Raw genomic sequence first — 25,701 nt, forward strand, 5'->3', positions numbered from 1 at the left:
GTAGATTTAGTTAAGCAGGTGAGTAAGGGTGTGATACTCGGGGTATTGACGCGTGAGCGCCTCGTGGCTGGCCATGGCCTTGATCCGGCCTTGCTCCATCCAGATCACCTTGTCCATTTGCCCAAGTAGCGCGGCTTCATGGGTGCTTACCACCAGTGTACGGCTTTCTGCGAGGGCTAACACGCCAGCAAACACCTTTCTTTGATTATCACCGTCTAGGCCACGGGTGGGCTCATCCAAGAGCAATACCTGTGGGTCGCGTAAAAATAGCTGGGCCAGGTGCAGACGTCTGGCTTCTCCAGCGGACAGCTGGCGTCCGGTGGCCCCCACTTGGGTGTCCAGGCGCTTAGTCATTTGCTTTACCGTGGCCGTTAGTTGCGCCTGTTCGAGAGCCGACCAGATTTCATCATCAGAGGCATCCTCCTTGGCGAGCAGCAGGTTTTCCCTAATGGTGGCGCTAAAGGTATGGCTATACTGATTGAGCACGCCCAGCTGCTGATTAAGCCAAGCGGGGTCGAGCGCATCTATCGGTATACCAGACGCCAGGGTTTTTCCCTGTTGCGCATGTAATTGCGCCGTTAGCAGGCCAAGCAGGGTAGACTTACCGGCGCCACTTCTGCCTACAATGGCCACCTTTTCACCTCGTTTTATGTCCAGGGATAAAGCATGAAATACGGGCTGCTGCGCCCGATAGGCAAAGTGAACTTGGTCAAGGGAAAAGACCGAGGAAGCCTGTTTTTCTCCCTGTAGGCCAGGTGTGGGAGTATGCTCCACCTCGGCCAGCAGGGCACGAATGCGCCCGGCGCTGGCCAGGGTAAGTTCCATTTTTAGCATGGCATCGGGGAGCATCAGCACGGACTCAAACGCACCTAACACCAAGAGCACCAGCATGGCTAATTCGACGTTTGCCAACTGGCCGTTGTTGACCAGAGGGATCAAAGTCAGCAGCGCCAACACCAGGGTCAACTGGCTTATAAACAGAGACAGACCTTGGTGGCCGGCAAACCAGCGGTGGGCTTTTTGTTGCTCTTCGGCCAGCGCTTGCTGCGCCGTATCGAGGCGCCGCCAATATTGCTCGGTGGCACCCGCAAGATACAGCTCTTTTAAGCCGCGCGTTCCTTCAACCAGACACTCGCTTAAATCGCTTTGCGCTTCCTGGGTGCACTTGCCCACTCCCTTTAGATTGCGACCGAGCCAGGTCGGTAGTAAGAAGCCTGTAGTTAGCAGGGCCGTTACCGTCACCAGCATAAGCACCAGGCTGTAAACGCCCAGCGCCCAGGCTATCAGTGGCAAGGCCGTTACGGCCAGCAACAGCGGCACCAATACCCCGATATAGAATTCATCGAGTTGCTCAACGTCTTCTTGCAGCTGTGACAAGCGGCGCCCAACACTGGCAAAGCACTGCTGCGGAACCTGGGTGAGGGCGGCGAAAATGTGTACTCGCAGCGTTTTCAGAATTAAAAAGGTGGTGTTGTGATTCACCAGGCGTTGCGCATAGCCGCTGGCGGTACGAACGATGGCGAGAAAGCGAATAATGCCCGCCGGGGTGAAGTAGTTCATGGTCACCCCATGTAAGCCAGCGGCGGCCATGGCCGCTAAAAACCAAGCGGACACGGCCAGCAGGGTGATGTTGGCGGCCAGGGCAAGAAATGCCAAGAGCATGCCTAAGAGCGCCCAACCAAGGTGCGGGCGAATGAGGGAAATAAGAAAGCACCAATTAGCCATGGACGACCTCCGGAGCATGGATCATCTTTGCCAGGTGCGAGCCGGGTGTGCCGAACAAATCCTTGTAACTGCCTTGCTCAACGAGTTCGCCCTGTTGTAGCACCAAGACTTTTTGGGCCCGAGTCAGGGTATTGAGGCGATGGGCAATGATCACCACCAGGGTGTGTGCGCTGAGGCGCTCAAGACAGGCTTGCACCTTTTGCTCGCTATGCTTATCAAGCGCCGCCGTGGGTTCATCCAAAAAGAGGATGTCCGGTTGCCGTAACAGGGCCCTGGCCAAAGCCAGGCGTTGAATTTGCCCCCCGGATAGGCCATGGCCTAATTCGCCTAACTGGGTGTCATATTGGTGCGGAAGAGCCATGATAAAGGCGTCCAGGTCGAGCTCTTTGCACAGCGAGCGAATGGCTGCAAGGTCGATTGACGCGCTTCCCAGGGCGATATTCTCCGCCAGGGTGCCACTGAATAAGGTCGGCGTTTGCGCGACCCAGGCAATGCGCTTTTGATAGCTGGCGATATCGATATCCGTTAAAGGCATGCCATTGATGCGTATAGCCTTATTCGTTTGCGGATATAAGCCCATCAGGCAGTCCATTAAGGTAGATTTACCGGCGCCACTGTGACCCACCAGAGCTAAAATTCCATTTGCGTCGGTGTCAAAGCTGATATTTTTTAATACCGCATTGGTGCTTTCATCAAGGTGCAGGCTTAAGTTTTGCACCTGCAGCTTGGTGACCGAGGCTATGGTGTCTTTCTGTTGGTTAACCTGCTGCGCGGGCTCTTGCTGGGTCAAAATGGCCATCATGGAATCGGCACTGGCGAGGCCCTTGAGTTTGGCATGATAGTGCTGCCCCAGTTGACGCAGCGGCAAGTAGAACTCGGGAGCGAGCAAGAGCACCACAAAGCCGGTGGCAAAGTCCAAGGTGCCGAAATACAAACGAAAGCCGATGATCACAGCTACCAGGGCGATGCTGATGGTGGCTAAAAACTCCAATGCCAGGGTGGAGATAAAGGCGATGCGCAACACCGACAGCGTGGAAATACGAAATTGATCCGCCATCTGCTCAACGCGCTTAACCTGGCCCTGGGCGCTGTTAAAAAGTTTTAATTGAGTCAGGCCGCTTAAGCGGTCAAAAAAGAATTGCCCCAGGTATTGTAACCGTTGCCAATTACGCTCGTTTAGCGCTTGCGCCTTGTAACCAATGAGGATCATAAAAAATGGGATCAGTGGTGCGGTGATAAGAAAAATAAGCCCGGATTGCCAGTCGATGGGAAATACCACGGCGATAATGGCAAAGGGGATAAGCCCGGCATAGGCCACCGCCGGCAGGTATTTGGCGAAGTAGTCATGCAGGGCTTCCACTCCCTGATTGAGGGTGAGCACCCACTGCGCCGCAGGGCCGGTTTTTAAGCCGTTTCCTTGCTGTTTGACCAAGGCTTTCCACAGCGCTTCACGCATCGCCAGCTTGATATTGAGTGCACTGCGTTCAGCCACATAGCGACTGGCGCCCATTAACAGCGCCCGTAGCAGGCTTAACCCAGCCAGCAAGTACAGGGCTGGTGCCTGCTGTGCTAAGTCTTGCCCGGCAAACATCACCTGATGGCACAACTGCGCCAGCACATAGCAACTGATGATCATCAACACGCCACTGCTAAAGCCCAAAAATATGCTTAGCAGCAAGGGGCGGTTATGGGGGCGGGTAAATTCCTTTAAAAAGGAGCGCAGCTGGAGTTGCTGCGCGCGATTTGGTTGGGGGTTCATGAGCTTAGAAGTGCTCCTGCTCGTCGTCTGCAATACTGTCGGTGTGCTGTTGCATTTCATACCACATCACATTGATCACGCCGAACGCAACGGCAAAGAGTACGCCTAAAATCCAAGCGAAATACCACATAATGCCTCCTTAATAGCTGCCGTGAGAGTTGTTTTCGATTTCTTCATGACTGACGCGACGCCACATCTTCACATAACACCAGGTGGTGTAACTCAGTACTATGGGCAGCAGCAATGCCACCACGATAAACATAATGTTAAGGGTCATATGGCTTGAGACCGCGTCCCAAATAGTCAGACTCATATTGGCATCGTGGCTTGACGGCATGATGAAGGGGAACAAACTGGCGCCAAAGGTCATTATGATACCCACGAGCATCAGGCTCGTTAGCACAAAACCCACCCCGGCTTTGTTACGCCATGAGCTTACTAAGGCTAAGCCTCCGGCAACAAAGGCCAATATCGGAAAAGCCAGGCTCCACGGACGCTGTTGATAGCCATCGAGCCACAAGCCGGTACCCGTGCTGACGGTTTTCGCCAAGGGATCGGCATGGCCATTGGTATCGGCCATGGTGACAATTTGCATGCCCTCGATTTGCGTTAACCAGACTCCGGCAATGGCAAAGCCTACCAGAGCTATGATCAATGCCAGGCGACCCAATTTCGCGGCGCGCAAGGCCACCGGGTTCACGGTGCGCAGCTGCAACCATAGACCGCCATGGGCGACCAACATGGCCACGCTGATCAGGCCACAAAGCAGGGCAAAGGGATTGAGCAGGGCGAAGAAAGAGCCCAGGTAGCTGACCCGCATCAGATTATCTATATGCAAGGGCACCCCTTGGATCAGGTTGCCAAAGGCGACACCAAATATCAGCGCCGGAATAAAGCTGCCGGCAAACAGCGCCCAGTCCCAGCGATTACGCCAAGTCGGGTTATCCAGCTTGGAGCGATAGTCAAAGGCCAAGGGACGGAAAAACAGCGCAAACAGCACCAGCATCATGGCGAAGTAAAAGCCGGAAAAGGCCGCGGCATACACCATGGGCCAGGCCGCAAATAATGCGCCACCGGCGGTGATCAGCCAGACCTGGTTGCCATCCCAGTGCGCGCCGACCGTGTTAATTACCACACGGCGCTCGACATCTTTTTTGGCGACAAAGGGCAGTAAGACGGCGGCGCCCATGTCCATGCCATCGGTGATGGCAAAGCCGATCAATAGGGCACCAATTAACAGCCACCAGATCAGTTTTAGGGTTTCGTAATCGAAAATCATACCTGAGTCTCCTTAAGGGCGGCCTGGCGTTCAAAATGATACTTGCCGGTGTGCAGCGAGCTGGGACCCTGTTTAATAAAGTGCAGCATCAACCACACCTCGATAATAGCGAGTATGGTGTAAAAGATAATAAAGCCGGTCAGGGATATCAGCACATCATTAAAGGTCAGACTGGAAGTGGCCATAAAGGTGGGCAGCACTTCTGAAATTGCCCAGGGTTGGCGACCGAACTCGGCCACAAACCAGCCTGTTTCTATGGCTATCCAGGGCAGGGGAATGGCGAATAGGGCGGCCTTTAGCAGCCAGCGCTTTGTCTCAATCACGCGCTTGGCGTTGTAATAGAAAGAGGCGGCGAAAATAAAGAGCATGATCACCCCACAGGCCACCATGACGCGGAAGGTCCAAAACAGCGGGCCGACGGCAGGGATCGAGTCCTTCACCGCCATAGCGATTTCTTCTTCGCTGGCGTTATAGACATCATCTCGATACCGCTTTAACAGCAAACCATAGCCGAGGTCGGCCTTGTACTTGCCAAATTCGGCAACGATCTCGGGGCGGGTATCACCATTGCGCAACTTTTCCAGATAGCGATAGGCAATCATACCACTGCGGATCCGTACCTCGTGCTGCTGCTGTAATTCCTTGATGCCGGTGACTTCTTCATCCAGGGAGCGAGTGGCAATAATACCCATCACATAGGGGATCTTAACCGCGGCGTGGGTTTCCTGTGCTTCTGAGTCGGGAATGCCGAACAGGGTAAAGGCGGCGGGGGCGGGCTCGGTTTCCCATTCTGCTTCAATGGCGGCGAGTTTAACCTTTTGCACCTCGCCGACCTCATAACCGGACTCATCGCCGAGCAGGATAACGCACAGCACCGAGGCTAAACCGAAGCTACAGGCCACCGAAAAAGAGCGTTTGGCAAAGGCCACGTCCCGTCCTTTAAGCAGATAATAGGCGCTGATCCCAAGCACAAACATAGAGGCGGCCACATAACCGGCGGATACGGTGTGAATAAACTTCACCTGAGCCACCGGGTTAAAGACCAGCTCGGCAAAGCTTTGCATTTCCATGCGCATGGTTTGGTAATTGAACTCGGAGCCCACCGGGTTTTGCATCCAGCCGTTGGCGATAAGGATCCACAGCGCGGAGAGGTTGGTGCCTATGGCCATTAAGAAGGTTACGCCGAGATGCTGTACCTTGGTCAGGCGGTCCCAGCCGAGGAAGAACATGCCGACGAAGGTGGACTCAAGGAAAAAGGCCATCAGGCCTTCGATGGCCAGCGGTGCGCCGAAGATATCGCCAACATAATGCGAATAGTAGGACCAGTTGGTACCAAACTCGAACTCCATAGTCAGTCCGGTGGCGACCCCAAGCGCAAAGTTAATTCCGAATAACTTGCCCCAAAACTTGGTCATATCACGATATATTTCTCGCCCGGTCATCACGTAGACCGATTCCATTATCACCAAAATCCATGTCATCCCTAATGTCAGTGGCACGAATAAAAAGTGATAGAAGGCCGTTATTGCAAATTGCAGACGGGATATGTCTACAAAGGATTCATCTATCATGGTTTACCCCTAATGTAAGCTGTTTGAACTTTCAGTAATAACTGAAAGTTTGCATAGTATCCGTACTTATTGGTTAACAGTCAACCACACATTAGCAGTTGCTAATTTATAAAAAAGTTCATTGCGATGAAAAAACAGCCGGCTTGCGCTCTGTGCCAAAGGGCTAAAGAATCGGCTATTTTTCAGCGTCATGGATTTGTGCGCCGCTGAGGTTTTAAGCACACCCTAAACAGGGTAGACTAGGCTGTTAATAATAACAGTGGTAAATGGGAAGCCCCCTTTAGATGAGCGCAGCAGCTAAACCTCTACGTATCGGTATTGTTGCCGGAGAAATGTCAGGCGACATTCTCGGCGAAGGCCTGATGAAAGCGATATTAAAATCTCACCCGGACGCAGAGTTTGTCGGCATCGGTGGTCCGCGCATGCAGGCGTTAGGTTGCGACAGCCTGTTTGATATGGAAGAGCTATCGGTGATGGGCCTGGTTGAGGTGCTCTCGCGTCTGCCGCGTCTGCTGCGTATTCGCAAAGAGTTGGTGCGGCATTTTATCGCTAATCCGCCGGATGTGTTTGTCGGTATCGATGCGCCGGATTTTAATCTGCGTGTTGAACTGCCGCTTAAAGAAGCGGGCATTACAACCGTGCATTATGTCAGCCCGTCGGTGTGGGCATGGCGACAAAAACGTATTCATAAAATCGCCAAGGCCACTAATTTGGTGTTGTCCCTGTTACCCTTTGAAAAAGCATTTTACGATGAGCACCAGGTGCCCTGCACCTTTGTGGGTCACACCCTGGCCGATGATATTGCCGTTGAGCAGGATAATACCCAGGCGCGGGAGCAATTGGGCTTATCGCCCGAGGATAAGGTACTTGCTTTGCTGCCCGGCAGCCGTGGCTCCGAGGTTGGCTTGCTAACCCCTACCTATGCGCAAACCGCCGAGCGTTTGCAGCAACAGAATCCGGATCTAAAGGTGGTGGTGCCCCTGGTTAATGCGGCGCGTAAGGAGCAGTTTTTAGCCCTGCAACAAGAGCATGCGCCCAATCTTAAGGCTATTTTACTCGACGGTCAGTCAAGCTTAGCGATGCAGGCCAGCGACGCCATTTTATTGGCCTCTGGAACTGCCTCTTTGGAAGGCATGTTGTATAAAAAGCCTATGGTGGTGGGGTACAAACTTAAACCCATGACCTACTGGATGGTGCAAAACGTCTTTACCTTTACCATCAAGTACTTCTCGCTGCCAAATCTATTGGCCGATGAAGAATTGGTGCCCGAGTATTTGCAGCATGAATGCAACGTCGACGCCCTGTGTGCGGCGCTAGAGCCCCGCCTGTACGGTGACAACAGTGCGCTAATTGCCCGTTTTACCGAAATCCATCAGAATATTCGTTGTGATGCCAGCCGTCAGGCGGCCAAAGCCGTATTGGAGCTTATCGATGCAAATTAATCGCCCAGACGTTCAATATATTGCCGGTGTCGACGAAGTGGGGCGCGGGCCTTTAGTGGGCGATGTGGTCACCGCCGCGGTGATCCTTGACCCCAATAAGCCCATTACCGGTCTGACCGACTCGAAAAAGCTGAGCGATAAAAAGCGCCAGGCACTGAGCGAAGAAATCAAAGAAAAAGCCCTGAGTTACTGTATTGCCCGCGCCACGGTGGAAGAGATTGACGAGCTCAATATTCTCCACGCTACCATGCTGGCCATGAGCCGCGCCGTTGCCGGCTTGGATATTAACCCAGACTTTGTGTTTGTCGATGGCAACCGTTTGCCGGCGCTCGATATGGCGGCGCAGGCCGTGGTCAAAGGGGATGCGCTGGTGGCGGAGATCAGTGCCGCATCCATTTTGGCTAAAGTGGCGCGCGATCAGGAAATGATCGAGCTCGATGCCCAGTATCCCCAATACGGCTTTGCCGGGCATAAAGGCTATCCAACCAAGGCGCATTTTGAAGCCTTGGCCGAGCATGGTGCCCTTGAGCAGCACAGAAAAAGTTTTAAGCCCGTCCAACGGGTACTGGCCGAGCGAGGACAATAAGCGATGGCAGCCCCTCAGTTCGTTCATTTACGGGTTCACAGCGACTTTTCCATGGTCGATGGCCTGGCTAAAACCAAGCCCATAGTGGCCAAGGCGCAGGAGTTGCAGCTCAGCTCCCTGGCTATTACCGATCAAATGAACCTCTGCGGCCTAGTGCGCTTTTATGGTGCTGCCCACGGCGCCGGGATTAAGCCCATAGTCGGGGCCGATATCTGGCTCAATACCCCGGAATTTCCTGATGAGCCTTGTCGTTTGTTGCTGCTGGCGAAAAACAATCAGGGTTATAAAAACCTCACCTTGCTTATTTCCAAGGCCTATTTGCGCGGTCATGTAATGCACCGTGCCATGGTCGACAGAGACTGGCTGGCGGAGCATGGTGAAGGCCTGATCATTATCAGCGGCGGTAAAGACGGCGACTTGGGCAAGGCACTGCTTAAGGGCAATGCTGGCATTATCGAAGAGATCAGCCAATTCTATCGCACTCATTTCCCCGGTGATTATTATTTAGAGCTGATCCGCACCTCCCGCGCCGACGAAGAAACCTATTTACACCTGGCGGTTGAGCACGCTTATGCACATCAACTGCCGGTGGTGGCCACCAATGAGGTGGTCTTCTTAAAACCGGACGACTTTGAGCCCCATGAAATTCGTGTGGCTATCCACGATGGTTACACCCTGGAAGATAAGCGCAGACCCAAGCGCTTCTCGCAAGAGCAATATCTAAAAACGCCCGAGCAAATGACCGAGCTGTTTAGCGATATCCCCGAGGCGCTGCAAAACACGGTGGAAATTGCCAAACGCTGTAATGTCACCGTGCAACTGGGTACCTATTTCTTGCCTGATTACCCCACGGGCTCGCTGAAAATCGATGACTTCCTGGTGAAGGTATCCCGCGACGGCCTCGAAGAGCGTTTACAATTCTTATTCCCAGACGAGCAGGTGCGTGCAGAGCGCCGTGGCGAGTATGACGAGCGTTTGCAAATCGAGCTCGACGTAATCAACCAAATGGGGTTCCCAGGTTACTTCTTGATCGTAATGGAGTTCATTCAGTGGTCGAAGGATAACAATATTCCCGTAGGTCCGGGGCGAGGCTCCGGTGCGGGTTCACTTGTAGCCTATGCCCTGAAGATCACCGATCTCGACCCGTTGCAGTTTGACCTGCTATTCGAGCGATTTCTAAACCCAGAGCGGGTCTCCATGCCCGACTTCGACGTCGACTTCTGTATGGATCGCCGCGATGAGGTAATCGACCACGTGGCCAAATTGTATGGTCGCGATGCGGTATCGCAGATCATCACCTTCGGTACCATGGCTGCAAAAGCGGTTATTCGCGACGTGGGCCGGGTGCTGGGTCACCCGTATGGCTTCGTTGATCGTATTTCTAAGTTGGTGCCCGGCGACCCGGGTATGACCTTGGCCAAAGCCTTTGAAGTGGAGCCTCGCCTCCCCGAGGCCTATGACGGCGACGAGGAAGTGCGCGACCTCATTGACATGTGTCGCATTCTCGAGGGCTGTACCCGTAACGCCGGTAAACACGCCGGTGGTGTTGTAATCTCACCGACCACCATCACCGACTTTGCCGCCCTGTATTGCGATGAAGAGGGAAAGTTCCCGGTTACCCAGTTCGATAAGAACGACGTAGAAACCGCCGGTCTGGTTAAATTCGACTTCCTGGGTCTGCGTACACTGACTATTTTGCAGTGGGCCCTGGATATGACCAATGAGCGCCTCGCCCGCGAGGGCAAAGCGCCGGTGGATATCAATGCCATTCCGCTGGATGACAGACCCAGTATAGAGCTGCTGCTGCGCGCCGAAACCACGGCGGTGTTCCAGCTCGAATCCCGCGGTATGAAAGACCTTATTCGCCGCCTTAAACCGGACTGCTTCGAAGATATGATAGCCCTGGTGGCCTTGTTCCGTCCGGGGCCACTGCAATCGGGCATGGTAGATAACTTTATCGACCGTAAGCATGGTAACGAGGAAATCTCTTATCCGGATGCTCAGTACCAGCACGACAGTCTGAAACCCATTTTGGAGCCGACCTATGGCGTAATCCTGTATCAGGAGCAGGTTATGCAAATCGCCCAGGTCCTGGCGGGCTACTCACTCGGTGGCGCCGACTTATTACGTCGCGCCATGGGTAAGAAAAAGCCGGAAGAAATGGCCAAGCAGCGCTCGACCTTCGAAGAAGGGGCGATACAAAACGGCGTTGACGGCGAACTGGCGATGAAAATCTTCGACTTGGTAGAGAAGTTCGCCGGTTATGGCTTTAACAAATCACACTCCGCCGCGTATGCCCTGGTGTCGTATCAGACGCTGTGGATGAAAACCCATTATCCGGCCGAATTTATGGCCGCGGTAATGTCGGCGGATATGGATAACACGGATAAAATCGTCACCCTGGTGGACGAATGTGAAAACATGAAGCTCACCTTGTTGCCACCGGATGTGAACGCTGGCCTGTATAAGTTTACCGTGAACAAGCAGGGCGAGATTGTCTATGGTATCGGCGCCATTAAAGGCGTGGGTGAGGGCCCGGTAGAAGCGATCTTGAGCGCCCGTGAGCAGGACGGGCCATTTAAGGACCTGTTCGACTTCTGCGCCCGAGTTGATTTGAAACGCCTGAACAAGCGGGTTATTGAAAAACTCATTATGGCCGGGGCCATGGATAAACTGGGCCCGGATCCGGTGCAGGGCGGTCGTGCCATCTTGATGGCCTCGCTGCCCGAGGCGATTAAGTCCGCCGAACAACACAATAAGGCCGAGCAACTGGGTCAGGGTGATCTATTCGGTCTTCTTGCCACCGAGCCAGAAGAGGTTGAACAAGCCTTTAAACGAGTGCCATACTTTACCGATAATCAATGGCTTGATGGTGAGCGTGAAACCCTGGGATTATTCTTGACCGGGCACCCAATCAATCAGTATCGTGGCGAACTTAAGCACTATACTAGCGGTAAACTCGTCGATCTGACGCCGACCGAGCGAGATGTGCAAACCACCGCGGCAGGTTTGGTGATCAGTGCCCGAACTTTGATAAATAAGAAGAATAAACGCTGGGGATTAATCACCTTAGATGACAAGAGTGCCCGAATTGATGTACGCTTATTCCCAGAACAGTTTGAAATGTTCCAAGAATTGCTGCAAATCAACAATATCTTGGTGATAACTGGACAGGTCAGCTTTGATAACTTCTCTGGCGGCATTACAATGACCGCCCGAGACGTCTGTACCCTCGCTGAGGCCCGTGAAAAGCGCATTAAAGCGATGAAAATGACGGTGGACATGGCGCAAATTGACGACAACTTCTTCGAAAAGTTGGAAAAAGTGCTGGAACCGTACAAATTTGGCACCTGTCCGGTAAAAATACTGTACCGGCGGCCAGATGCCTTGGCTGAGTTGGAACTAGGAACACAATGGTGTGTGACGCCTGCCGATGACTTAATTCATAAGTTATCGCTGATGGCGGCACAAAATATAGAATTAGAATTTAATTAAATGGGTTAATGAGCACATGAGTCTCAATTATTTGGATTTCGAACTGCCAATTGCCGAATTGGAAGCGAAGATTGAAGAGCTACGTCACGTCAGTCGAGCGGGCGAACTGGATTTAGGGCTAGAAGAAGAAGTCGGTCGCCTAAAAGAGAAAAGTGTTGAACTAACTAATAAAATCTTTTCTGAACTAGGTGCATGGCAGGTTTCGCAACTAGCTCGTCATCCACTGCGTCCATACACACGTGATTACATCGAGCGTATTTTTACCGAGTTCGACGAACTCGCGGGCGATCGTGCATTTGCAAACGATCCGGCCATTCTTGGTGGTGTAGCACGTTTAGACGGTGAACCAGTGATGGTTATCGGTCAGCAAAAAGGCCGTGATACAGCGGAAAAGATCAAACGTAACTTTGGTATGCCAAAGCCGGAAGGCTACCGTAAGGCCTTGCGTCTGATGGAAATGGCCGAACGTTTTAAAATGCCAATTTTCACCTTTATCGACACTCCGGGTGCCTACCCAGGTGTGGGTGCGGAAGAGCGCGGCCAAAGTGAAGCCATTGCCCGCAACCTTAAGGTTATGGCGGCGCTGAAAGTGCCAACTATCTGTACCGTGATCGGTGAAGGTGGTTCAGGTGGTGCCCTTGCCATTGGTGTCGGTGACCGCGTTAACATGCTGCAATACAGCACCTATTCGGTAATTTCTCCAGAAGGTTGTGCATCAATCCTTTGGAAGAGTGCTGAGAAAGCACCATTGGCTGCTGAAGCCATGGGTGTAACCGCACAGCGCGTGAAAGAGTTGGATTTGATCAACAACATTATCGAAGAGCCGCTAGGCGGCGCGCACCGCAACTATGATGCCATGGCCAAGAGCCTCAAGGCACAGTTGAAGCGTGACCTGGCCGAGCTGCGTCAAAACAGCGTTGAGGAAATGCTGGACTTGCGCTACAAACGCTTAATGAGCTTCGGTTACTGTTAAGCAAAAAAAGGCCGCTCAGTCGGCCTTTTTTAATGCCAGCCTAATACCGTCTAATGACCAGCCCAATGTACACACGCTTTGCCATACAATTAGCACACCTCCTTAACGAGCTGCCCGACTGTCAGGGCTTGGCGGTTGCCCTCAGTGGCGGCCTGGATTCCATGGTGTTGCTCGAGCTGGCGCAGCGCTACGCCCAGGAGAAGGGCATGCCCTTGTGTGCCATTCATATCCATCATGGCTTAAGCGCCAATGCCGATCATTGGCAGGCCTTTTGTGCCGAGCAATGTCGTAGGCGTGGCATTGCCTTTTACAGCGAGCAGGTGGTGTTGTCGGAGCAGACCAGGCTGGGTATCGAAGCCAAGGCCCGTCAGGCCCGTTATCAGGCGATGGATAAGGCCTTGCCTGCAGGCTATGCGCTGCTTTTGGGTCAGCATAGCGACGACCAGGTAGAAACCTTCTTTTTGCGCCTCAAGCGCGGGGCCGGGCTTAAAGGGCTCGGCGGCATGCAGGCCTTGAGCTACTGGCAACAGCGTCCTTTGCTTCGTCCTTTGCTCGGGATCAGCCGCAAGCAGTTGCAGCACTTTGTCGAGCGTCATGATCTAAAGCATATTCACGATGAGTCCAATGACGACAGCCGTTTTGATCGTAACTTTTTACGCAATCAAATTTTGCCCCAACTGAACAAACGCTTCTCTGGCTTTAGTGCCAAGGTGGCGCAAACCACAGAGCTACTGCAACAGCAGCAGCGCTTGCTTGATGAGATCGCCGCCCAAGACCTAACACAGCTGAGCGTTAACTCCGAGCAACTGACCCTGGCGCCGTTAATGGCATTAGGCGAGGCCCGAGCCAATAATGCCCTGCGTTACTGGCTGCAGAGCCATGATGTCGCCATGCCTTCACAATTACAGCTGCAAAGCCTGTGTGCGCAGCTGTTGAGCGCTCGGGCAGATAGTCAGCCTAGTTTAACCTTGCGCACTCATTGCGGCGATGAGGTGAGCGTGCGCCGCTTCAACGAGCAGCTGTATTTGGTTCAACACCAAGTAGAGCCCATAGCCGAGCGCCTTGCTAACCCGGGTATACATGCTCTAAACGATGGGCGCACCTTGATGTGTCAGCCCGGAGTCGGGGTGCGAGCGCCAAATGCCGATGAGCAGGTGTGGGTGCGTTTTGGGGTGCTTAATGCCCGCATTCGTCCGCAGCACAAACCCTATGGCAATAAACTGAGTCACTGGCTAAAAGAGCTCAAGGTGCCGCCCTGGGAGCGCCAACGCATCCCGCTTATTTTTTACAATGACACCCTAGTGGCGGTGGTAGGTTACTTTTATAATTACGATTTTTTGGCACAACAAGGATTGCAATGGCAACTGACAACAACTCTTCCGTAAAGAAGCCTCATGTAGGCCTGTCTTTAGTGCAAAAGGCGCCCTTGGCTGTGTTGGTGACCTTGGTGTTATTGGCCGTAGTTGTCGGTGTTTATGGCCCAATGTGGCCGGTGTTGGGATTAGCGCTGGTTTTTGGTGTTGTGTGCGGGGCGCTGTTACTGGCCTATTGGCTGGGTAAAGGCGGCACTTATTTCATTGTCGGCTTGCTGGTGCCCTTGTTGGCCGTGATGTTCGCCGAGCTGCCAAGCTTTACGTCCTTGTATCAGCTTATTTTGGCATTCTTTGGCGGCTTTTGGTTGTCGTTGTGGGCATTTAAGCTAGTAAAAGGCACTGCGGACAATTCAGAGGCACCCTGATAGGTGTTGCGGCCGCTGAATTTAGCCTGATACAGGGCCTTGTCGGCGCGCTCGAACAGACTGATATTCACATCCTTGGCTTGCGCAAGGGCAAAGCCGATACTGCAACTGACGCCATAGCGGTTCATTAACTCGCTGTTACCCACCGCCGCTTGAATACGCTCGGCGATCACCGTATTGGTGGTGTAATGGTCATCGTCGATCAGAATGGCAAACTCATCGCCGCCAAAGCGAAAAATCGAATCCGTGGCACGTACGCTTTGGCGCAACAGGGTGGCAAATTCCTGTAAGGTTTGGTCGCCCACCTGGTGTCCATAATTATCATTGACCTGTTTAAAGTAATCTAAATCTAACAGCATCAGGCTAAAAGGACGGTGCTGGCGTCGGCAGGCTTCCAGTTTTTTTTCCACACTCATATTGAAGTCACTGCGGTTATTAAGCCCAGTCAGCGGATCGCGTGTGGCCAGGCGGAGTACGCGATTATAGGTCAGGGCGTTGCGTAACGGGTAAGCGAGGACTTGTTGCCATTTTTTTAGCTGCTCTTGCAGGGCCGCACTAAAGGTGGCGTCACTTAAATACACCAAGCGGCCTAAGTGCTCACCCTCGACCTCAATATCGAAACGATTAGCCACCGCATTGTCTTGGCTGTTCGTCATTTCATTGACACCCAGACAGGAATGCAGTTGCAGGCCGGTAAAGTAGGCATGTGGGCGCACATGCTCGGCAAAAATATCAAGCAGGGTGGGGAGCTCAAGACTGCGTTGGAGCTCTTGTGTCAATGCGGTGACGTTGACGACCGAAGTTGGGCGGTAAAAATGTGCCGCTGTGCTCGCATCTTGGGTCATGGCGGTGTGACCGTATGTCAAAATATGGACGTTATCCAAGCGTTACGCTCCAAGACTAAATTCGTATAGGATTTCATGCTAAAACTATGCCATTAATTCAAACTAGCCATAAAACAAGCCCTTGCTATAGTTAATGGAGGGTGATTAGTCGGTCAGGGTGTTGACGCTACAGGAGCGCCATGCAGCAGCTGTTTATAGAAGTCTTTGGCTTGTTAGTCAGTGCGGTGGCGCTGGTATGGTTGTTTAAACGTCTTGGCCTGCCGGTCATACTGGCTTACCTGGTTACCGGAGTCATGGCTGGCCCCCACGGCTTTGACTGGCTCGCCAACGGTTCGCAGATGCATGGCATTGCCGAACTAGGCATTGTTTTTCTACTCTTTAGTTTAGGCCTTGAGTTTTCTTTCCCCCGCCTGCTGGCGATGCGCAATATCGTATTTGGCGTCGGTTTGTTGCAGGTATTGGTGACTTCGGTCGTCTTCTTTTGTTGTTTGTGGTTATTTTCGTTCGACTCCTTGAGCGCGTTTGCGATAGCGACCCTAGTGGCGCTGTCATCCACCGCCGTGGTGGTGAAATGCCTCAAAGACAGTGGTCAGTTACAAAAACGCCGGGGCCAGTTGGCGGTAGGCGTATTATTATTTCAAGACCTGGCGGTGGTGCCCTTACTGATCGCTATTCCCTTATTGGCAGGAGACGCCGAGCAATCATTACTCTATAGCCTGGCCTTTGCCCTTGCCAAAGGGGGCTTGGTGTGCGCCTTGTTATGGGCCATAGGCAAGTGGTTGTTGCCGAGGCTCTTTAACGAAGTTGCGCGGATGCGCAATGAAGAGCTTTTTGTATTGACTACCTTGCTGGTAACCCTGTTTGCCGGAGGTTTAACCTATTGGTTCGGTCTGTCTATGGCTCTGGGGGCTTTTTTGGCGGGCATGATGCTCGGTGAAAGCCAGTATCGGTATCAACTTGAAAGCGATATTCGCCCATTTCGTGACATTCTTATGGGCCTGTTCTTTGTCACCGTGGGTATGCAGATCAGCTTGGTATATGTGGTCTCCCATGTTCATATCGTGCTCGCGGTGTTAGTGGCCATGATGCTGATGAAATGGCTGATTTTGGCGCTGATAGCACAGCTTTTGGGAGAGCGTAAAAGTGATGCCTTCAGCGCTGCGATCATGCTATGCCAAATGGGTGAGTTTGGCTTTGTGCTGGTTGCCTTGGCGAAAACCCATGGGCTTCTCGATACCGAATTGGCGTCATTACTTATTGCCGTGGGCGTTTTATCCATGGCCATTACTCCTTATTTGATCGACTGCGCACCGCGATGGGTGCATCGCATGTTTACCGCCACGGCAGAGCCCGATCAGATCAATTGTGTCGATGAGCGCCAGAGCGAACATGTGATCATTTGCGGTTATGGGCGTGTCGGTCAAAATATCAGTCGTTTTCTAAGCACCGAGGCGTTGCCATTTGTGGCCATAGATTTAGACCCCTACCTGGTTCAGCAAGGGCGTTTGGCCAATGCCGCTTTGATGTTTGGTGATGTAACACAAAAGGGGATTTTACAGCGAGCAGGCACCGCCAATGCGCGCCTGGTGGTGATCACCTTCACCGATCTAGCTAAGGTCAAATTAGTGACCGAAGTGATTAAAGAAGTTGCTCCTGAGGTTAAAATTTTAGCGCGCATGCCGGACGATGCTCACCTTGAAGAGCTCAAAGAATGTGGCGTCTCGGAAGTGGTGCCCGAGTCCCTTGAGGCGAGCTTAATGCTCTCGTCTCATGTTCTATTTATGAGTGGTGTGCCGATGAAGCGGATTTTACGTCGCGTTAGTCAGGAGCGGGAGAATCGGTATTCGCTATTACACAGCTTTTACATCAGCGATGAGGCCCCGCACCGTGAGATCCAGAGCGACCGTCTGGAATACCTGCATGTGATGGCCTTGGCGGATAACGCCTATGCGGTGGGAAAGACCATTGCCGAGCTAAACCTGGGTCAGCGCCGTGTTAGCCTGGCGGCCATGCGCCGCCATGGTCAGGAAATTGACGACCCCTGCGCCGAAACCGTGCTGCAGGGGCAGGATGTGCTGGTACTGAAGGGCAAGCCGCGGCGGGTGGAGCTTGCTGAGCGCTTCCTGCTCAATGGCAGCGATACTTAACCTGGGGCATTAATCTAAACGCAAAAAGTGGCGTAATTCGGGCAGCTTATTAAGTCCGTCCTGATAGCCGAGGTCGATCAAATGTTGGGTATAACGTTTCTCAAACAGCAGGTAGCTGGGTAAGCTCGACTCGCTGTAGCGTTTCACACCAATGCCCCGCAACAGCATACGAATGGCAAGGGGCATATCGTCGTAATACTCGCTGCTTATGGTATTAAAGTTGTGCGAGGGGTTAATAACAAAGGTGTCGATATGTTTGAGCTCTTTGTGATCTTCACGGTCTTTTAGCAGGCTCAGGGTGCGGTTAATGCGTTCAACGCGTTCAAGATCGGCCTGCAGGGTATCGGCGAACACACTGTCGAGCAGGTGACCGGCAATATGCGAAATACCCGGATAGTGTGGGGCATACTTACGGTTTTCATCTTTTGGCGCCTCGACACCGATAACAAAAATGCGATCGGCTCCAAGGTGAATGGCACTCGAAAGCGGCGACATTTGGTGGATGGAACCATCACCATAATATTGCTGTCGAATTCTTACACTGGGGAACACCACGGGGATGGCACTGGAGGCCATCAGGTGTTCCATATGGATACGGGTTTTTAGTCCCTGGCGCCTCACCCGTTGCCAGGGTTCGGCGCTTTGGCTTTGAAAAAAGGTAATGGAATCGCCGTTACTGTAATTCGAGGCGGTGACCGCCAGGGCATCTATGATACCGCGGTGAATATTACGGTCGATGCGCTCCATGGGCAGTACCTCGGCCAACAGGCGCCGCAGTGGTGCGTTATTAAACAGGCTGCCCGGAGCATGGTTGGCATGGCCGGAGCGAAAACTGGTGAGTATGTTGCGAAGAAGATGGCCAAAAACATGGACGAAGTCACTGCGATACACGTGCGAGGTATGAAATTGGCCCCATACCGCATCCAGCTTACGGCTGGCCAAATGGGCACAGGATGCCCAGCAGCCCAGTGCCACAGAGTTGATCGCCCCGGCAGAGGTGCCGGTGATAATACGAAACGGCAGCGGGGCAGTACGCGGTAGACTATGAGTGAGGGCCTTAAGCACCCCCACTTGGTAGGCCGCACGAGCGCCACCGCCGCTTAAAAAAAGTGCTGTGCCTTTTTGACCGCAATTAGTTTGCTTTCGCATATTATTTGCACTTAAATGGAGACCTAGCTTTAATGTAAAAGATTCTTCAGTAAAAAGAAACGTATAGGCAAGCGTGTTGCCAATGTTGGCACTGCCACTGATGGCCATCGCCCTTGCTGAAACCGTGGTTATGTTAACGGAGCACCTATGAAAGAGCAGCCCCCCGAACAAGACACGAAAACACCGAACAGAAATACCCTGTTGTTTGCCGCCATCGTTGTTGTGGTGCTGGTAATTGTGGTGGTTATTGCCCTCAGCAATCAGCAGCAACCGACTGAGCCGGCTCCTGTTGCCGAACCTAAAGAGGTGGTTATTGAGCCGCAAGAGCCCGAACCCGAGTTAGAGCCGCAGCCAACCCCTGAGCCTGTTCAGCCCGAGCCCGTTCAGCCCGAGCCTGAGCCCGTGATGGAAGAGCCCTTACCAAGCTTGGATGACAGCGATGCAGAGGTCAGCGAGCGGGTAGAGCAATCCTTGGCCGCCAGCAGTGCCGAGCTATTGGTGAACGATGATTTAATCCGTCGCACCGTGGTATTTGTTAATAATCTCGCCGCCGGTCGCGTTGCCACCAATCACTCGCCGGTGACTAAATTGCAAGAACCATTCAGCGTTGTTGAAGGCGATGTACTGACCATGGACCCGCAAAGTTTTAAACGCTATGACCCTTATGTGGCCATTCTTACCGCCCTGGACAGCGAGCAACTTTTGGCGCTGTATAAACGCTTCGAGCCACTCTTTGTCGAAGCCTATGGCGAAGTAGGTGAGCCGGGTACCAGCTTTGAGCAGCGCCTGGTGCAGGCCATCGACCTGGTACTGGCAACGCCGGAGATGACCACACAAATTCCGCTGTTGCGCGATTCGGTTACCTATAAGTACGCCTATTCAGAATGGGAAAACCTGCCGCCGGCGCAAAAGCAATTGCTGCGCATGGGCCCGGAAAACGTGGCCAAGGTGAAAGGGGTGTTACGCGAGCTCCGCGCCCAGCTTGATTAAATGCCGGTAATAAGAGAGTCGGTGGCACTGCCATTCGGTTCTCGATAGCACTGAGGTGGGCTGGCCATCAGGCTGGCCCAATATCCTAAACTCGCGCCCAAGACACAACCAACTGTTTGTTTACTAGGCAGTTAACTTGGTTTTATCGGACAATTCACGGATTTCCCTTGAATCTCACCCTTAAAGTCGGGATAATCCCTCCTGCGCCCAAAGAGGCCCACTATGGTGGCCTTATTGGTCCTCTCGCAACACTAGCATGTGAACCTGGTCAGGCCCGGAAGGGAGCAGCCACAGCGTGTGATGTGTGTGCCGAGATGTGGCTGGTAAGGCTACCACCCAACTTTCTCTCCCCCTTGCTTTTTGAAGTGTAAATCTGCAAGTTTTAATCTAAAACTGACATAAATTTGAATTGAGAAATATCCTTATTTAATGTTTCTCACGTTTTGCATCGCCGCATACATCTTAGGCTCGCTTTTTTCTCGCACGCTTTTCACTTTCTCTCTATATAGCAACTGCTCACTCAACAGTAATACCCTAAAAATATCGCGCACCCTCTGCTACCGAAAAATTCAGACTATCAGTAGACAATAGGTCATCGCATACGCACAGCGAGTTAGCACAACAAGCTCATCTGAGTGCGTCGTCATTTAGGCAGCATTTCAAAAGTACTACAGGCACTAGTCCGTTGCAGTATTTGAAAACGCTACGCTTGCAAGAGGCAAGAGATCAAATGCTAATCAATGGTCTTGATGCCAACCAAGCAAGCGGGGTAGTGGGGTATGAAAGCCCTTCTCAGTTTTCGAGAGAGTACAGCCGCCTCTTTGGTTTACCACCGCTAAAAGATGTACAGCGACTAAAGCAACAACAAGTTTAAATCAACAAATCGGCACCCCATGGTGCCGATTTTTGTCTGTTGCTTTATGTCACTAAAGAGCGATCTAGAGACGTTCACAGTCATCTAGTGCAACTTGCTCAATTCTACAAAGCCGACGTTCGGCTAACGCATTTCTGCCCCAAAATCACTTAGAGTTGTTACTCATAACATTTCTGAACGCTCCCACTCGAACTAATAATATTTATGACGGCACATGGCAATTAACTAAATGTACATTGGATGCGTACATATCATGGGCGACAAAAAAGTCGTTGATTAATGGTTGGTAGGTAATAAAATCAAAGGGCTATTACAGCCTAGCCCTTTAGAAAGTGGTTATTCGTTAATGTTATCTGGTCTGTCGTGATTAGGGTTGTTTCTAGCGTACTCAATACCATTACGTTTGTAGATGTGAGTATCAGGATGCTTACCTTGTTTGACCTCTCGGACTAACCGCGCTCTACTGACCTCTCCCCGACCAGTAATTGTATAACTGTCGTTGCCACTGCTATTACCACCGTTACCGTTAATACTTGAACCTTTCGCCATAAATGACTCCTATACTCAAATGAAATAAGTTTGTCGTGCATTCAAGAACAACAATGCAACTTGCTGTTTCACCTCCTAAAGCACTAATTTCTATGTATGGGTATACAGTATCTAATTCAAGGGGCTTTGATTAAAATAGAGGCAAATATAATGTTGTGGGTTCAGTAACTAATTTTTACTCCTAGTGACAGTAATTGTGGTAACAGCCTGTTGCACTACTACTGTCTGTCCAAATATACGTTATACTCAACGTCTGCTCACACTCAATGATCGCCTTAAGACCACTAATGGCACGTATGCGAAATTCGGCTGTGAGCGATAAGCGGAAGCTACCTTAATGATTTCCTATCGTGTTTCACAGAATAACGGTATCAAGGATTGTTACACACTCAATGAAAACGTTTTTCAAATATCTAGCAATATTACTTGTGCTTTTTATTGGCTTTAATTACGTCAAAGAATCATTTAGGGAATATGGAATCGTCAATGTATCGAACTCTAAGCTTTGCATTCCAAAATCTTACGAACTCATGGTCAATGTACCTTATCTTTGGTTTATTGATGATGAAGATCTAGATGAAAATGCCGCTGGTGGTCTTTATAAAATATCAGCACAAGAAGTAGCTGACTCAATTGCTGGTTATACTTATAGTCATATAAACCAATACAACGTTGATTTAAAACATGAAATAACAGGGATCATTTGGGGGTTAAATCAAATCGGAAAACCAAATGGTGTCGCAGAAGCTGCATGGAATGTCCAAATAGAAAAAACTGAGCCAGCAGTAGATTTTAATGAAAGCTTAAATTTATATGAAATAGGCGACAGAAGATTTATTGATACGTGGTGGAGTTTAGCGAAAACCCCGCCTAATCCGCGTCTAGATGCAATGCCTGATGATTGGTTTATTGGAAGCTGTATTGGCAAGAAGCCCATGAACTTTAGATGCGAAAGAAGCTTCATATATAAAGATTTTTACTTTACTTATGACGTTCAGGCGCACGACCTGCATTTAATACCTCAGATTGAAAGCTTCCTTCAAGTTAAGTTCGAAGAATGGGAATCATACTGTAAAACATGAGTCAGTGAACGGCAGCTAATGGCACAAAGCACGCATTCGTCCTAACTCAATTTTGTCCAGAGGTGTGCTTGCGCCGATTACGGCAAACTCACCTGTGCCCCAAGACGTGTTTAGGCGAATTACTCAAAAGAGCGAACTTCGGCCGTTCAAAATTGCTTTTCTATTTCGTCAAAGTATATTGCTTGCATAGTCAGGAAAACGACCCAATCGCTCGTTTTTGTCCTGAGACAAAAGCTAGAACTACAGAATTTTAGTAGTAATGGCAATTAGTTAAGAAGTTTGTTACAAATGAGTCATTCAGAAAAGCGAGCGACGCTGTGGTAGAAAAACGCGCGATTCGCTCGCTATAAACATGTTATATTTCCATTGCAAAGGAGTGTTTATTTTCATGTTGAGAAAGTTACTGTTTAGCTCTCTATTTTTTGTTTCCTGTGTTGATGCACAAGAACATGATTTTCCAACCATATTATCTTGCCATGCATCATCGGATAAACCGGGACTTGCAGTTAGCATCGAACAATCTGGAAAGCATGTTTTCAAAGGCGCTCTTGGTGTTGCAGACCTAAGCACTCGCGAACTATTAAGAGTTGATGACACTTTTCAGATCGGCTCCATTTCAAAGCAGTTTACTGCCGCTGCGATACTTCAACTCGCTGAAAATAAAAAGTTATCCTTAAAAAGTACCCTAGGTGATTTTATTACAGATATTCCAGTCGAGTACGCAAGCCTGACGATTGAAAGTGTTCTAAGCCATACTTCCGGGCTGCCAAATTACAACTCGGATACAGAGGTCAGGCAGCGATGGGACAAGTACGCCCCCATTGATGAAGTGATCAATGTTGTGAGTAAAATGCCAGTCCTGGCTAAGCCTGGTGTTGATTATGCGTATTCAAACACCGGATATATTTTGTTGGGAAAGGTGATTGAGGTTGCTTCTGGGCTGACATATAGCGAGTATTTACAACGGAATATTTTTTCCCCTTTAGGCATGAAGAATTCGTTTGTTGTTACTAAAGGGGTAAGTTCAAAGCGAATTGTTAAAGGCTATACCTCAAACAGAAACGCGCCTGATCTGTATGTGGCTCCCGAAAACGTTGACCGCAGTTGGATTTATGCAGCGGGGGCAATTGCATCTACTCTTGATGACATGAGCCTGTGGCATCGTGGTTTAAGTTCAGGGAAGGTAATTTCGGCTGAAAATTATCAGCTGATGGTAACTAGAGCAAAATTAAACAACGGTGAATCAGTAAATTATGGATTTGGTACTGATGTATACCCTATAAGTGATCAACCGTCGTACAGTCATCAAGGGCAGGTGCCAGGTTTTATGGCATGGTCAGTCTATTTTCCATCACATGATTTACTTGGCACAGTATTCGGTAACAATGACGCTGTTCACCCAGGCCCGGCTTTGTTAAATATGATTGCAAGGCAACTTAACCTTTCACCAGCGCCAATTGCTGAGAAAGACATCACGGAGCAAGCTAAGGCTCTGATTGGTACATACAAAGGTGCAGACGATACGGTTATGACTGTTACATTCGATAATGGTCAACTCAGCGCCAAAAACGGCAATGGTGTCATGCAAAAATTAGTGCTTCGGGAAAATAACTCATTTTCTTATGAATGCACCGAAGATTATTATCAACTTCGAGAGCAGGATGATAAGCGTTTACTTGTTCCTGTCAGTATTTACATGGGTGAACGAGCACCTTTAGTTAGAATGGAAATATAACAATCGCCATCAAAAACGACTCGCAACACGTTGCTCACGTTTGTGGCGGGCGTTATGTGAAAGGGATAAATACGTGAAGTCAGTATTTAAATACTTAGGTATTGGTGTTCTTTTAGGTTTGGGAATATCTATTGTTGATGAAGCACACTATCACCTAAGTAAAAAAGATCGATTGAATGACTTCGAAGATGCTATGGAAAAAGCGCAGCAGTTAAGAGAGTCGATGACAATAAGCTCTGATGAACTGTTTTTAAGTGATATTCCTGATATGTATTATGACCCGAGCCATGATTTATATTTCAGCATTCAAAGTTACAAAGATATGGGGGAAGTGATAGAGATTTCAGGTGTTATAAGTAACAAAGGTAGCAGTACTTGGAAGAGTGTGGCGGTTGAATTTGAGGCATATACAGAAGAAAAAAAACTAATTGCTAATTGCTCTGCTTGGACTGGTCAACTCGTGCCTCTAAGCACTGATGGTGTTGTAGTACGTTGTGATAAAGTTCAGGAGTTTATTTCACAGCCTATATCTGAAGTAACTATGCAAATCAGGTGGAATTTTCATGGAGAACGTGTAATTTCACATAACAAACCACTGAAACGGGACTCGTAACAGTTGGCTCGGTTTCGCTTCGCTACACATTTTAGCCTACTATTACTCGCTCCTCAGTAGGGCGTTACCGAATAAATACACTAACTTGTTTCTGTCCAAAAAAGGGCTAGCTTGAACGTCCGCTATATTGGTTTTATTAGTTGTGTGAAGAAGTAGCTGAATGGCTCTAATTGGCACAAACCGGAAAATAGTAGTTGGTAACTTTTTAGCAATTTCACTTCAAAACTATGTCAGCTTATACTTCAAACGACAAATTCCTTGTTGTGTTAATTTCAACGCTTCTATCAATGTGAATTGCTTTGTGACTCCTGTTTACGGCCAACCTTAGTTGGGCCAAAGCAAGCTCTATGCAAAAATCTTAAAAATATTTTCACCCCTTTTCATACCCCCATGCGTTTTCTTACTAAGCACCTTACTTGTCAGGGTGTCAGTTTTTAAGGGGAAAGAGCATGGAAAATACATTGAATATTACTCAGGGCGCTCACCAGAGTGGCACATACGAACCGGGTTTTGAGCCCAGCCATAATCTGATTGCACCAGGTTTTAAGGCGGTTGCCTTTGCCTTAGCCGCTGCGGCGATCACCTTGGCAACCTTTAGCTTTATGGTGTCGCTATTGACCGCAGAGCAACGTGCGCCCGTTGAGGTGTTTGACGATGTCATTGTGGAAATCATGGAGCCGCCTAAGCACACCGAGGTGATCACAAAAACCAAGCCGGTGCCACCTAAGGTTGAGCCAAGACCGCAGGCAAGACCAAGCCTGGCTGCGGAACCTGGTGATGAGGTGCTGACGTTAGCGCCGACATTGCCGGATGTGGGCACCGAGATGTCGGACTTGGGGGAATTTTCATCCATGTCTCGCGATACCGCCATGCCCTTGGTGCGGGTACCGCCGCAATATCCAGCGACCGCCGCCCGTGAGGGGATCGAAGGTTATGTCATACTGAGCTATGATATTTCCCCAACCGGTCAGGTTATCAATGCTAAGGTAATTAGCGCCGAGCCGAAGCGGATTTTTGATCGTGAGGCCCTTAAGGCGCTGAGTAAATGGAAGTTTAGCCCTAAGGTTGTGGAGGGTGTGGCTAGGAGCCAGCCCAATCAACAGGTAAGATTAGACTTTAACTTGCAAAATTAGTCGCCTAGGGCGCCAC

General features: G+C 50.5%; 19 protein-coding genes, 1 other RNA gene and 1 pseudogene. 14 read left to right on the forward strand and 7 right to left on the reverse strand.

The annotated features are described in order from the left end of the window. Nucleotides 1-6: 6 nt before the first annotated feature. The 5 genes from cydC to KD147_RS13000 are packed head-to-tail and all read right to left on the reverse strand — an operon-like array spanning nucleotide 7 to nucleotide 6,334. Nucleotides 7-1,725, reverse strand: a complete 1,719-nt coding sequence (cydC, locus tag KD147_RS12980; RefSeq protein WP_212548135.1) for a thiol reductant ABC exporter subunit CydC — start codon at nucleotides 1,723-1,725, stop codon at nucleotides 7-9. After that, entirely contained in the window at nucleotides 1,718-3,484 is a 1,767-nt protein-coding gene (gene cydD, locus KD147_RS12985) for a thiol reductant ABC exporter subunit CydD (protein ID WP_212548136.1), read from the reverse strand. Before cydD ends, cydC begins: the two co-directional genes overlap by 8 nt. A 4-nt stretch (nucleotides 3,485-3,488) precedes the next feature. After that, on the reverse strand, nucleotides 3,489-3,614 hold the full coding sequence (cydX, locus tag KD147_RS12990; protein ID WP_105190793.1) for a cytochrome bd-I oxidase subunit CydX: 126 nt from the start codon (nucleotides 3,612-3,614) through the stop codon (nucleotides 3,489-3,491). 9 nt (nucleotides 3,615-3,623) lie between these two features. Beyond that, a complete protein-coding gene (gene cydB / locus KD147_RS12995) occupies nucleotides 3,624-4,763 on the reverse strand; it encodes a cytochrome d ubiquinol oxidase subunit II (protein ID WP_249319269.1) in 1,140 nt (379 codons plus the stop codon). Beyond that, the gene (locus tag KD147_RS13000; RefSeq protein WP_212548137.1) at nucleotides 4,760-6,334 is read right to left on the reverse strand and encodes a cytochrome ubiquinol oxidase subunit I; all 1,575 of its coding nucleotides are present in this window, start codon (nucleotides 6,332-6,334) and stop codon (nucleotides 4,760-4,762) included. Before KD147_RS13000 ends, cydB begins: the two co-directional genes overlap by 4 nt. 284 nt (nucleotides 6,335-6,618) lie before the next feature. On the opposite strand from KD147_RS13000, the gene lpxB reads away from it, so the two are divergent. The 6 genes from lpxB (at nucleotide 6,619) to KD147_RS13030 (ending at nucleotide 14,568) form a co-directional block, all read left to right on the forward strand. Continuing rightward, nucleotides 6,619-7,776, forward strand: a complete 1,158-nt coding sequence (gene lpxB / locus KD147_RS13005; RefSeq protein ID WP_212548138.1) for a lipid-A-disaccharide synthase — start codon at nucleotides 6,619-6,621, stop codon at nucleotides 7,774-7,776. Beyond that, on the forward strand, nucleotides 7,766-8,362 hold the full coding sequence (rnhB, locus tag KD147_RS13010; protein WP_212548139.1) for a ribonuclease HII: 597 nt from the start codon (nucleotides 7,766-7,768) through the stop codon (nucleotides 8,360-8,362). Before lpxB ends, rnhB begins: the two co-directional genes overlap by 11 nt. 3 nt (nucleotides 8,363-8,365) lie before the next feature. Continuing rightward, a complete protein-coding gene (gene dnaE, locus KD147_RS13015; protein WP_212548140.1) occupies nucleotides 8,366-11,857 on the forward strand; it encodes a DNA polymerase III subunit alpha in 3,492 nt (1,163 codons plus the stop codon). A gap of 16 nt (nucleotides 11,858-11,873) precedes the next feature. Further along, complete coding sequence (accA, locus tag KD147_RS13020; RefSeq protein ID WP_105190787.1) at nucleotides 11,874-12,830, forward strand: acetyl-CoA carboxylase carboxyl transferase subunit alpha; 957 nt, start codon at nucleotides 11,874-11,876, stop codon at nucleotides 12,828-12,830. 65 nt (nucleotides 12,831-12,895) lie between these two features. After that, a complete protein-coding gene (tilS, locus tag KD147_RS13025) occupies nucleotides 12,896-14,215 on the forward strand; it encodes a tRNA lysidine(34) synthetase TilS (protein WP_249319271.1) in 1,320 nt (439 codons plus the stop codon). Continuing rightward, entirely contained in the window at nucleotides 14,188-14,568 is a 381-nt protein-coding gene (locus KD147_RS13030) for a hypothetical protein (protein WP_212548142.1), read from the forward strand. Before tilS ends, KD147_RS13030 begins: the two co-directional genes overlap by 28 nt. Here the strand turns inward: KD147_RS13030 and KD147_RS13035 are convergent. Beyond that, complete coding sequence (locus KD147_RS13035) at nucleotides 14,475-15,452, reverse strand: GGDEF domain-containing protein (protein ID WP_212548143.1); 978 nt, start codon at nucleotides 15,450-15,452, stop codon at nucleotides 14,475-14,477. The genes KD147_RS13030 and KD147_RS13035 overlap by 94 nt on opposite strands. A 140-nt stretch (nucleotides 15,453-15,592) precedes the next feature. On the opposite strand from KD147_RS13035, the gene KD147_RS13040 reads away from it, so the two are divergent. Further along, on the forward strand, nucleotides 15,593-17,560 hold the full coding sequence (locus KD147_RS13040; protein ID WP_212548144.1) for a monovalent cation:proton antiporter family protein: 1,968 nt from the start codon (nucleotides 15,593-15,595) through the stop codon (nucleotides 17,558-17,560). Between the two features lie 9 nt (nucleotides 17,561-17,569). Here the strand turns inward: KD147_RS13040 and KD147_RS13045 are convergent, their stop codons facing one another. Then, entirely contained in the window at nucleotides 17,570-18,709 is a 1,140-nt protein-coding gene (locus KD147_RS13045; protein WP_105190839.1) for a patatin-like phospholipase family protein, read from the reverse strand. Between the two features lie 147 nt (nucleotides 18,710-18,856). Here KD147_RS13045 and KD147_RS13050 point away from each other — a divergent pair, with 147 nt between their 5' ends. The 7 genes and pseudogenes from KD147_RS13050 to KD147_RS13080 all read left to right on the forward strand — a co-directional run bounded on the left by KD147_RS13050 (nucleotide 18,857) and on the right by KD147_RS13080 (nucleotide 25,685). Beyond that, a complete protein-coding gene (locus KD147_RS13050; RefSeq protein WP_212548145.1) occupies nucleotides 18,857-19,699 on the forward strand; it encodes a DUF3014 domain-containing protein in 843 nt (280 codons plus the stop codon). Between the two features lie 232 nt (nucleotides 19,700-19,931). Then, nucleotides 19,932-20,028: signal recognition particle sRNA small type (gene ffs / locus KD147_RS13055), an RNA gene on the forward strand. Nucleotides 20,029-20,321: 293 nt separating this feature from the next. Continuing rightward, nucleotides 20,322-20,573, forward strand: a pseudogene (locus KD147_RS13060) (helix-turn-helix domain-containing protein); the annotation flags it as partial. A 941-nt stretch (nucleotides 20,574-21,514) separates the two neighbouring features. Continuing rightward, a complete protein-coding gene (locus KD147_RS13065) occupies nucleotides 21,515-22,204 on the forward strand; it encodes a hypothetical protein (RefSeq protein ID WP_212548146.1) in 690 nt (229 codons plus the stop codon). Nucleotides 22,205-22,592: 388 nt separating this feature from the next. Further along, nucleotides 22,593-23,939, forward strand: coding sequence for a serine hydrolase domain-containing protein (locus KD147_RS13070; protein WP_212548147.1), 1,347 nt, complete (start codon nucleotides 22,593-22,595; stop codon nucleotides 23,937-23,939). Nucleotides 23,940-24,012: 73 nt separating this feature from the next. Continuing rightward, nucleotides 24,013-24,552, forward strand: a complete 540-nt coding sequence (locus KD147_RS13075; RefSeq protein WP_212548148.1) for a hypothetical protein — start codon at nucleotides 24,013-24,015, stop codon at nucleotides 24,550-24,552. A gap of 449 nt (nucleotides 24,553-25,001) precedes the next feature. Then, on the forward strand, nucleotides 25,002-25,685 hold the full coding sequence (locus KD147_RS13080) for an energy transducer TonB (protein WP_212548149.1): 684 nt from the start codon (nucleotides 25,002-25,004) through the stop codon (nucleotides 25,683-25,685). Nucleotides 25,686-25,701: the final 16 nt, after the last annotated feature.

The organism is Pseudoalteromonas sp. BDTF-M6, from assembly GCF_018334135.1.
Classification (GTDB): Bacteria; Pseudomonadota; Gammaproteobacteria; order Enterobacterales; family Alteromonadaceae; genus Pseudoalteromonas.

Coding starts and splice junctions, on each gene's coding strand:
- cydC (WP_212548135.1), bottom strand. CDS start 1,725: ATGGCTAATTGGTGCTTTCTTATTTCCCTCATTCGCCCGCACCTTGGT.
- cydD (WP_212548136.1), bottom strand. CDS start 3,484: ATGAACCCCCAACCAAATCGCGCGCAGCAACTCCAGCTGCGCTCCTTT.
- cydX (WP_105190793.1), bottom strand. CDS start 3,614: ATGTGGTATTTCGCTTGGATTTTAGGCGTACTCTTTGCCGTTGCGTTC.
- cydB (WP_249319269.1), bottom strand. CDS start 4,763: ATGATTTTCGATTACGAAACCCTAAAACTGATCTGGTGGCTGTTAATT.
- KD147_RS13000 (WP_212548137.1), bottom strand. CDS start 6,334: ATGATAGATGAATCCTTTGTAGACATATCCCGTCTGCAATTTGCAATA.
- lpxB (WP_212548138.1), top strand. CDS start 6,619: ATGAGCGCAGCAGCTAAACCTCTACGTATCGGTATTGTTGCCGGAGAA.
- rnhB (WP_212548139.1), top strand. CDS start 7,766: ATGCAAATTAATCGCCCAGACGTTCAATATATTGCCGGTGTCGACGAA.
- dnaE (WP_212548140.1), top strand. CDS start 8,366: ATGGCAGCCCCTCAGTTCGTTCATTTACGGGTTCACAGCGACTTTTCC.
- accA (WP_105190787.1), top strand. CDS start 11,874: ATGAGTCTCAATTATTTGGATTTCGAACTGCCAATTGCCGAATTGGAA.
- tilS (WP_249319271.1), top strand. CDS start 12,896: ATGTACACACGCTTTGCCATACAATTAGCACACCTCCTTAACGAGCTG.
- KD147_RS13030 (WP_212548142.1), top strand. CDS start 14,188: ATGGCAACTGACAACAACTCTTCCGTAAAGAAGCCTCATGTAGGCCTG.
- KD147_RS13040 (WP_212548144.1), top strand. CDS start 15,593: ATGCAGCAGCTGTTTATAGAAGTCTTTGGCTTGTTAGTCAGTGCGGTG.
- KD147_RS13045 (WP_105190839.1), bottom strand. CDS start 18,709: ATGCGAAAGCAAACTAATTGCGGTCAAAAAGGCACAGCACTTTTTTTA.
- KD147_RS13050 (WP_212548145.1), top strand. CDS start 18,857: ATGAAAGAGCAGCCCCCCGAACAAGACACGAAAACACCGAACAGAAAT.
- KD147_RS13065 (WP_212548146.1), top strand. CDS start 21,515: ATGAAAACGTTTTTCAAATATCTAGCAATATTACTTGTGCTTTTTATT.
- KD147_RS13070 (WP_212548147.1), top strand. CDS start 22,593: ATGTTGAGAAAGTTACTGTTTAGCTCTCTATTTTTTGTTTCCTGTGTT.
- KD147_RS13080 (WP_212548149.1), top strand. CDS start 25,002: ATGGAAAATACATTGAATATTACTCAGGGCGCTCACCAGAGTGGCACA.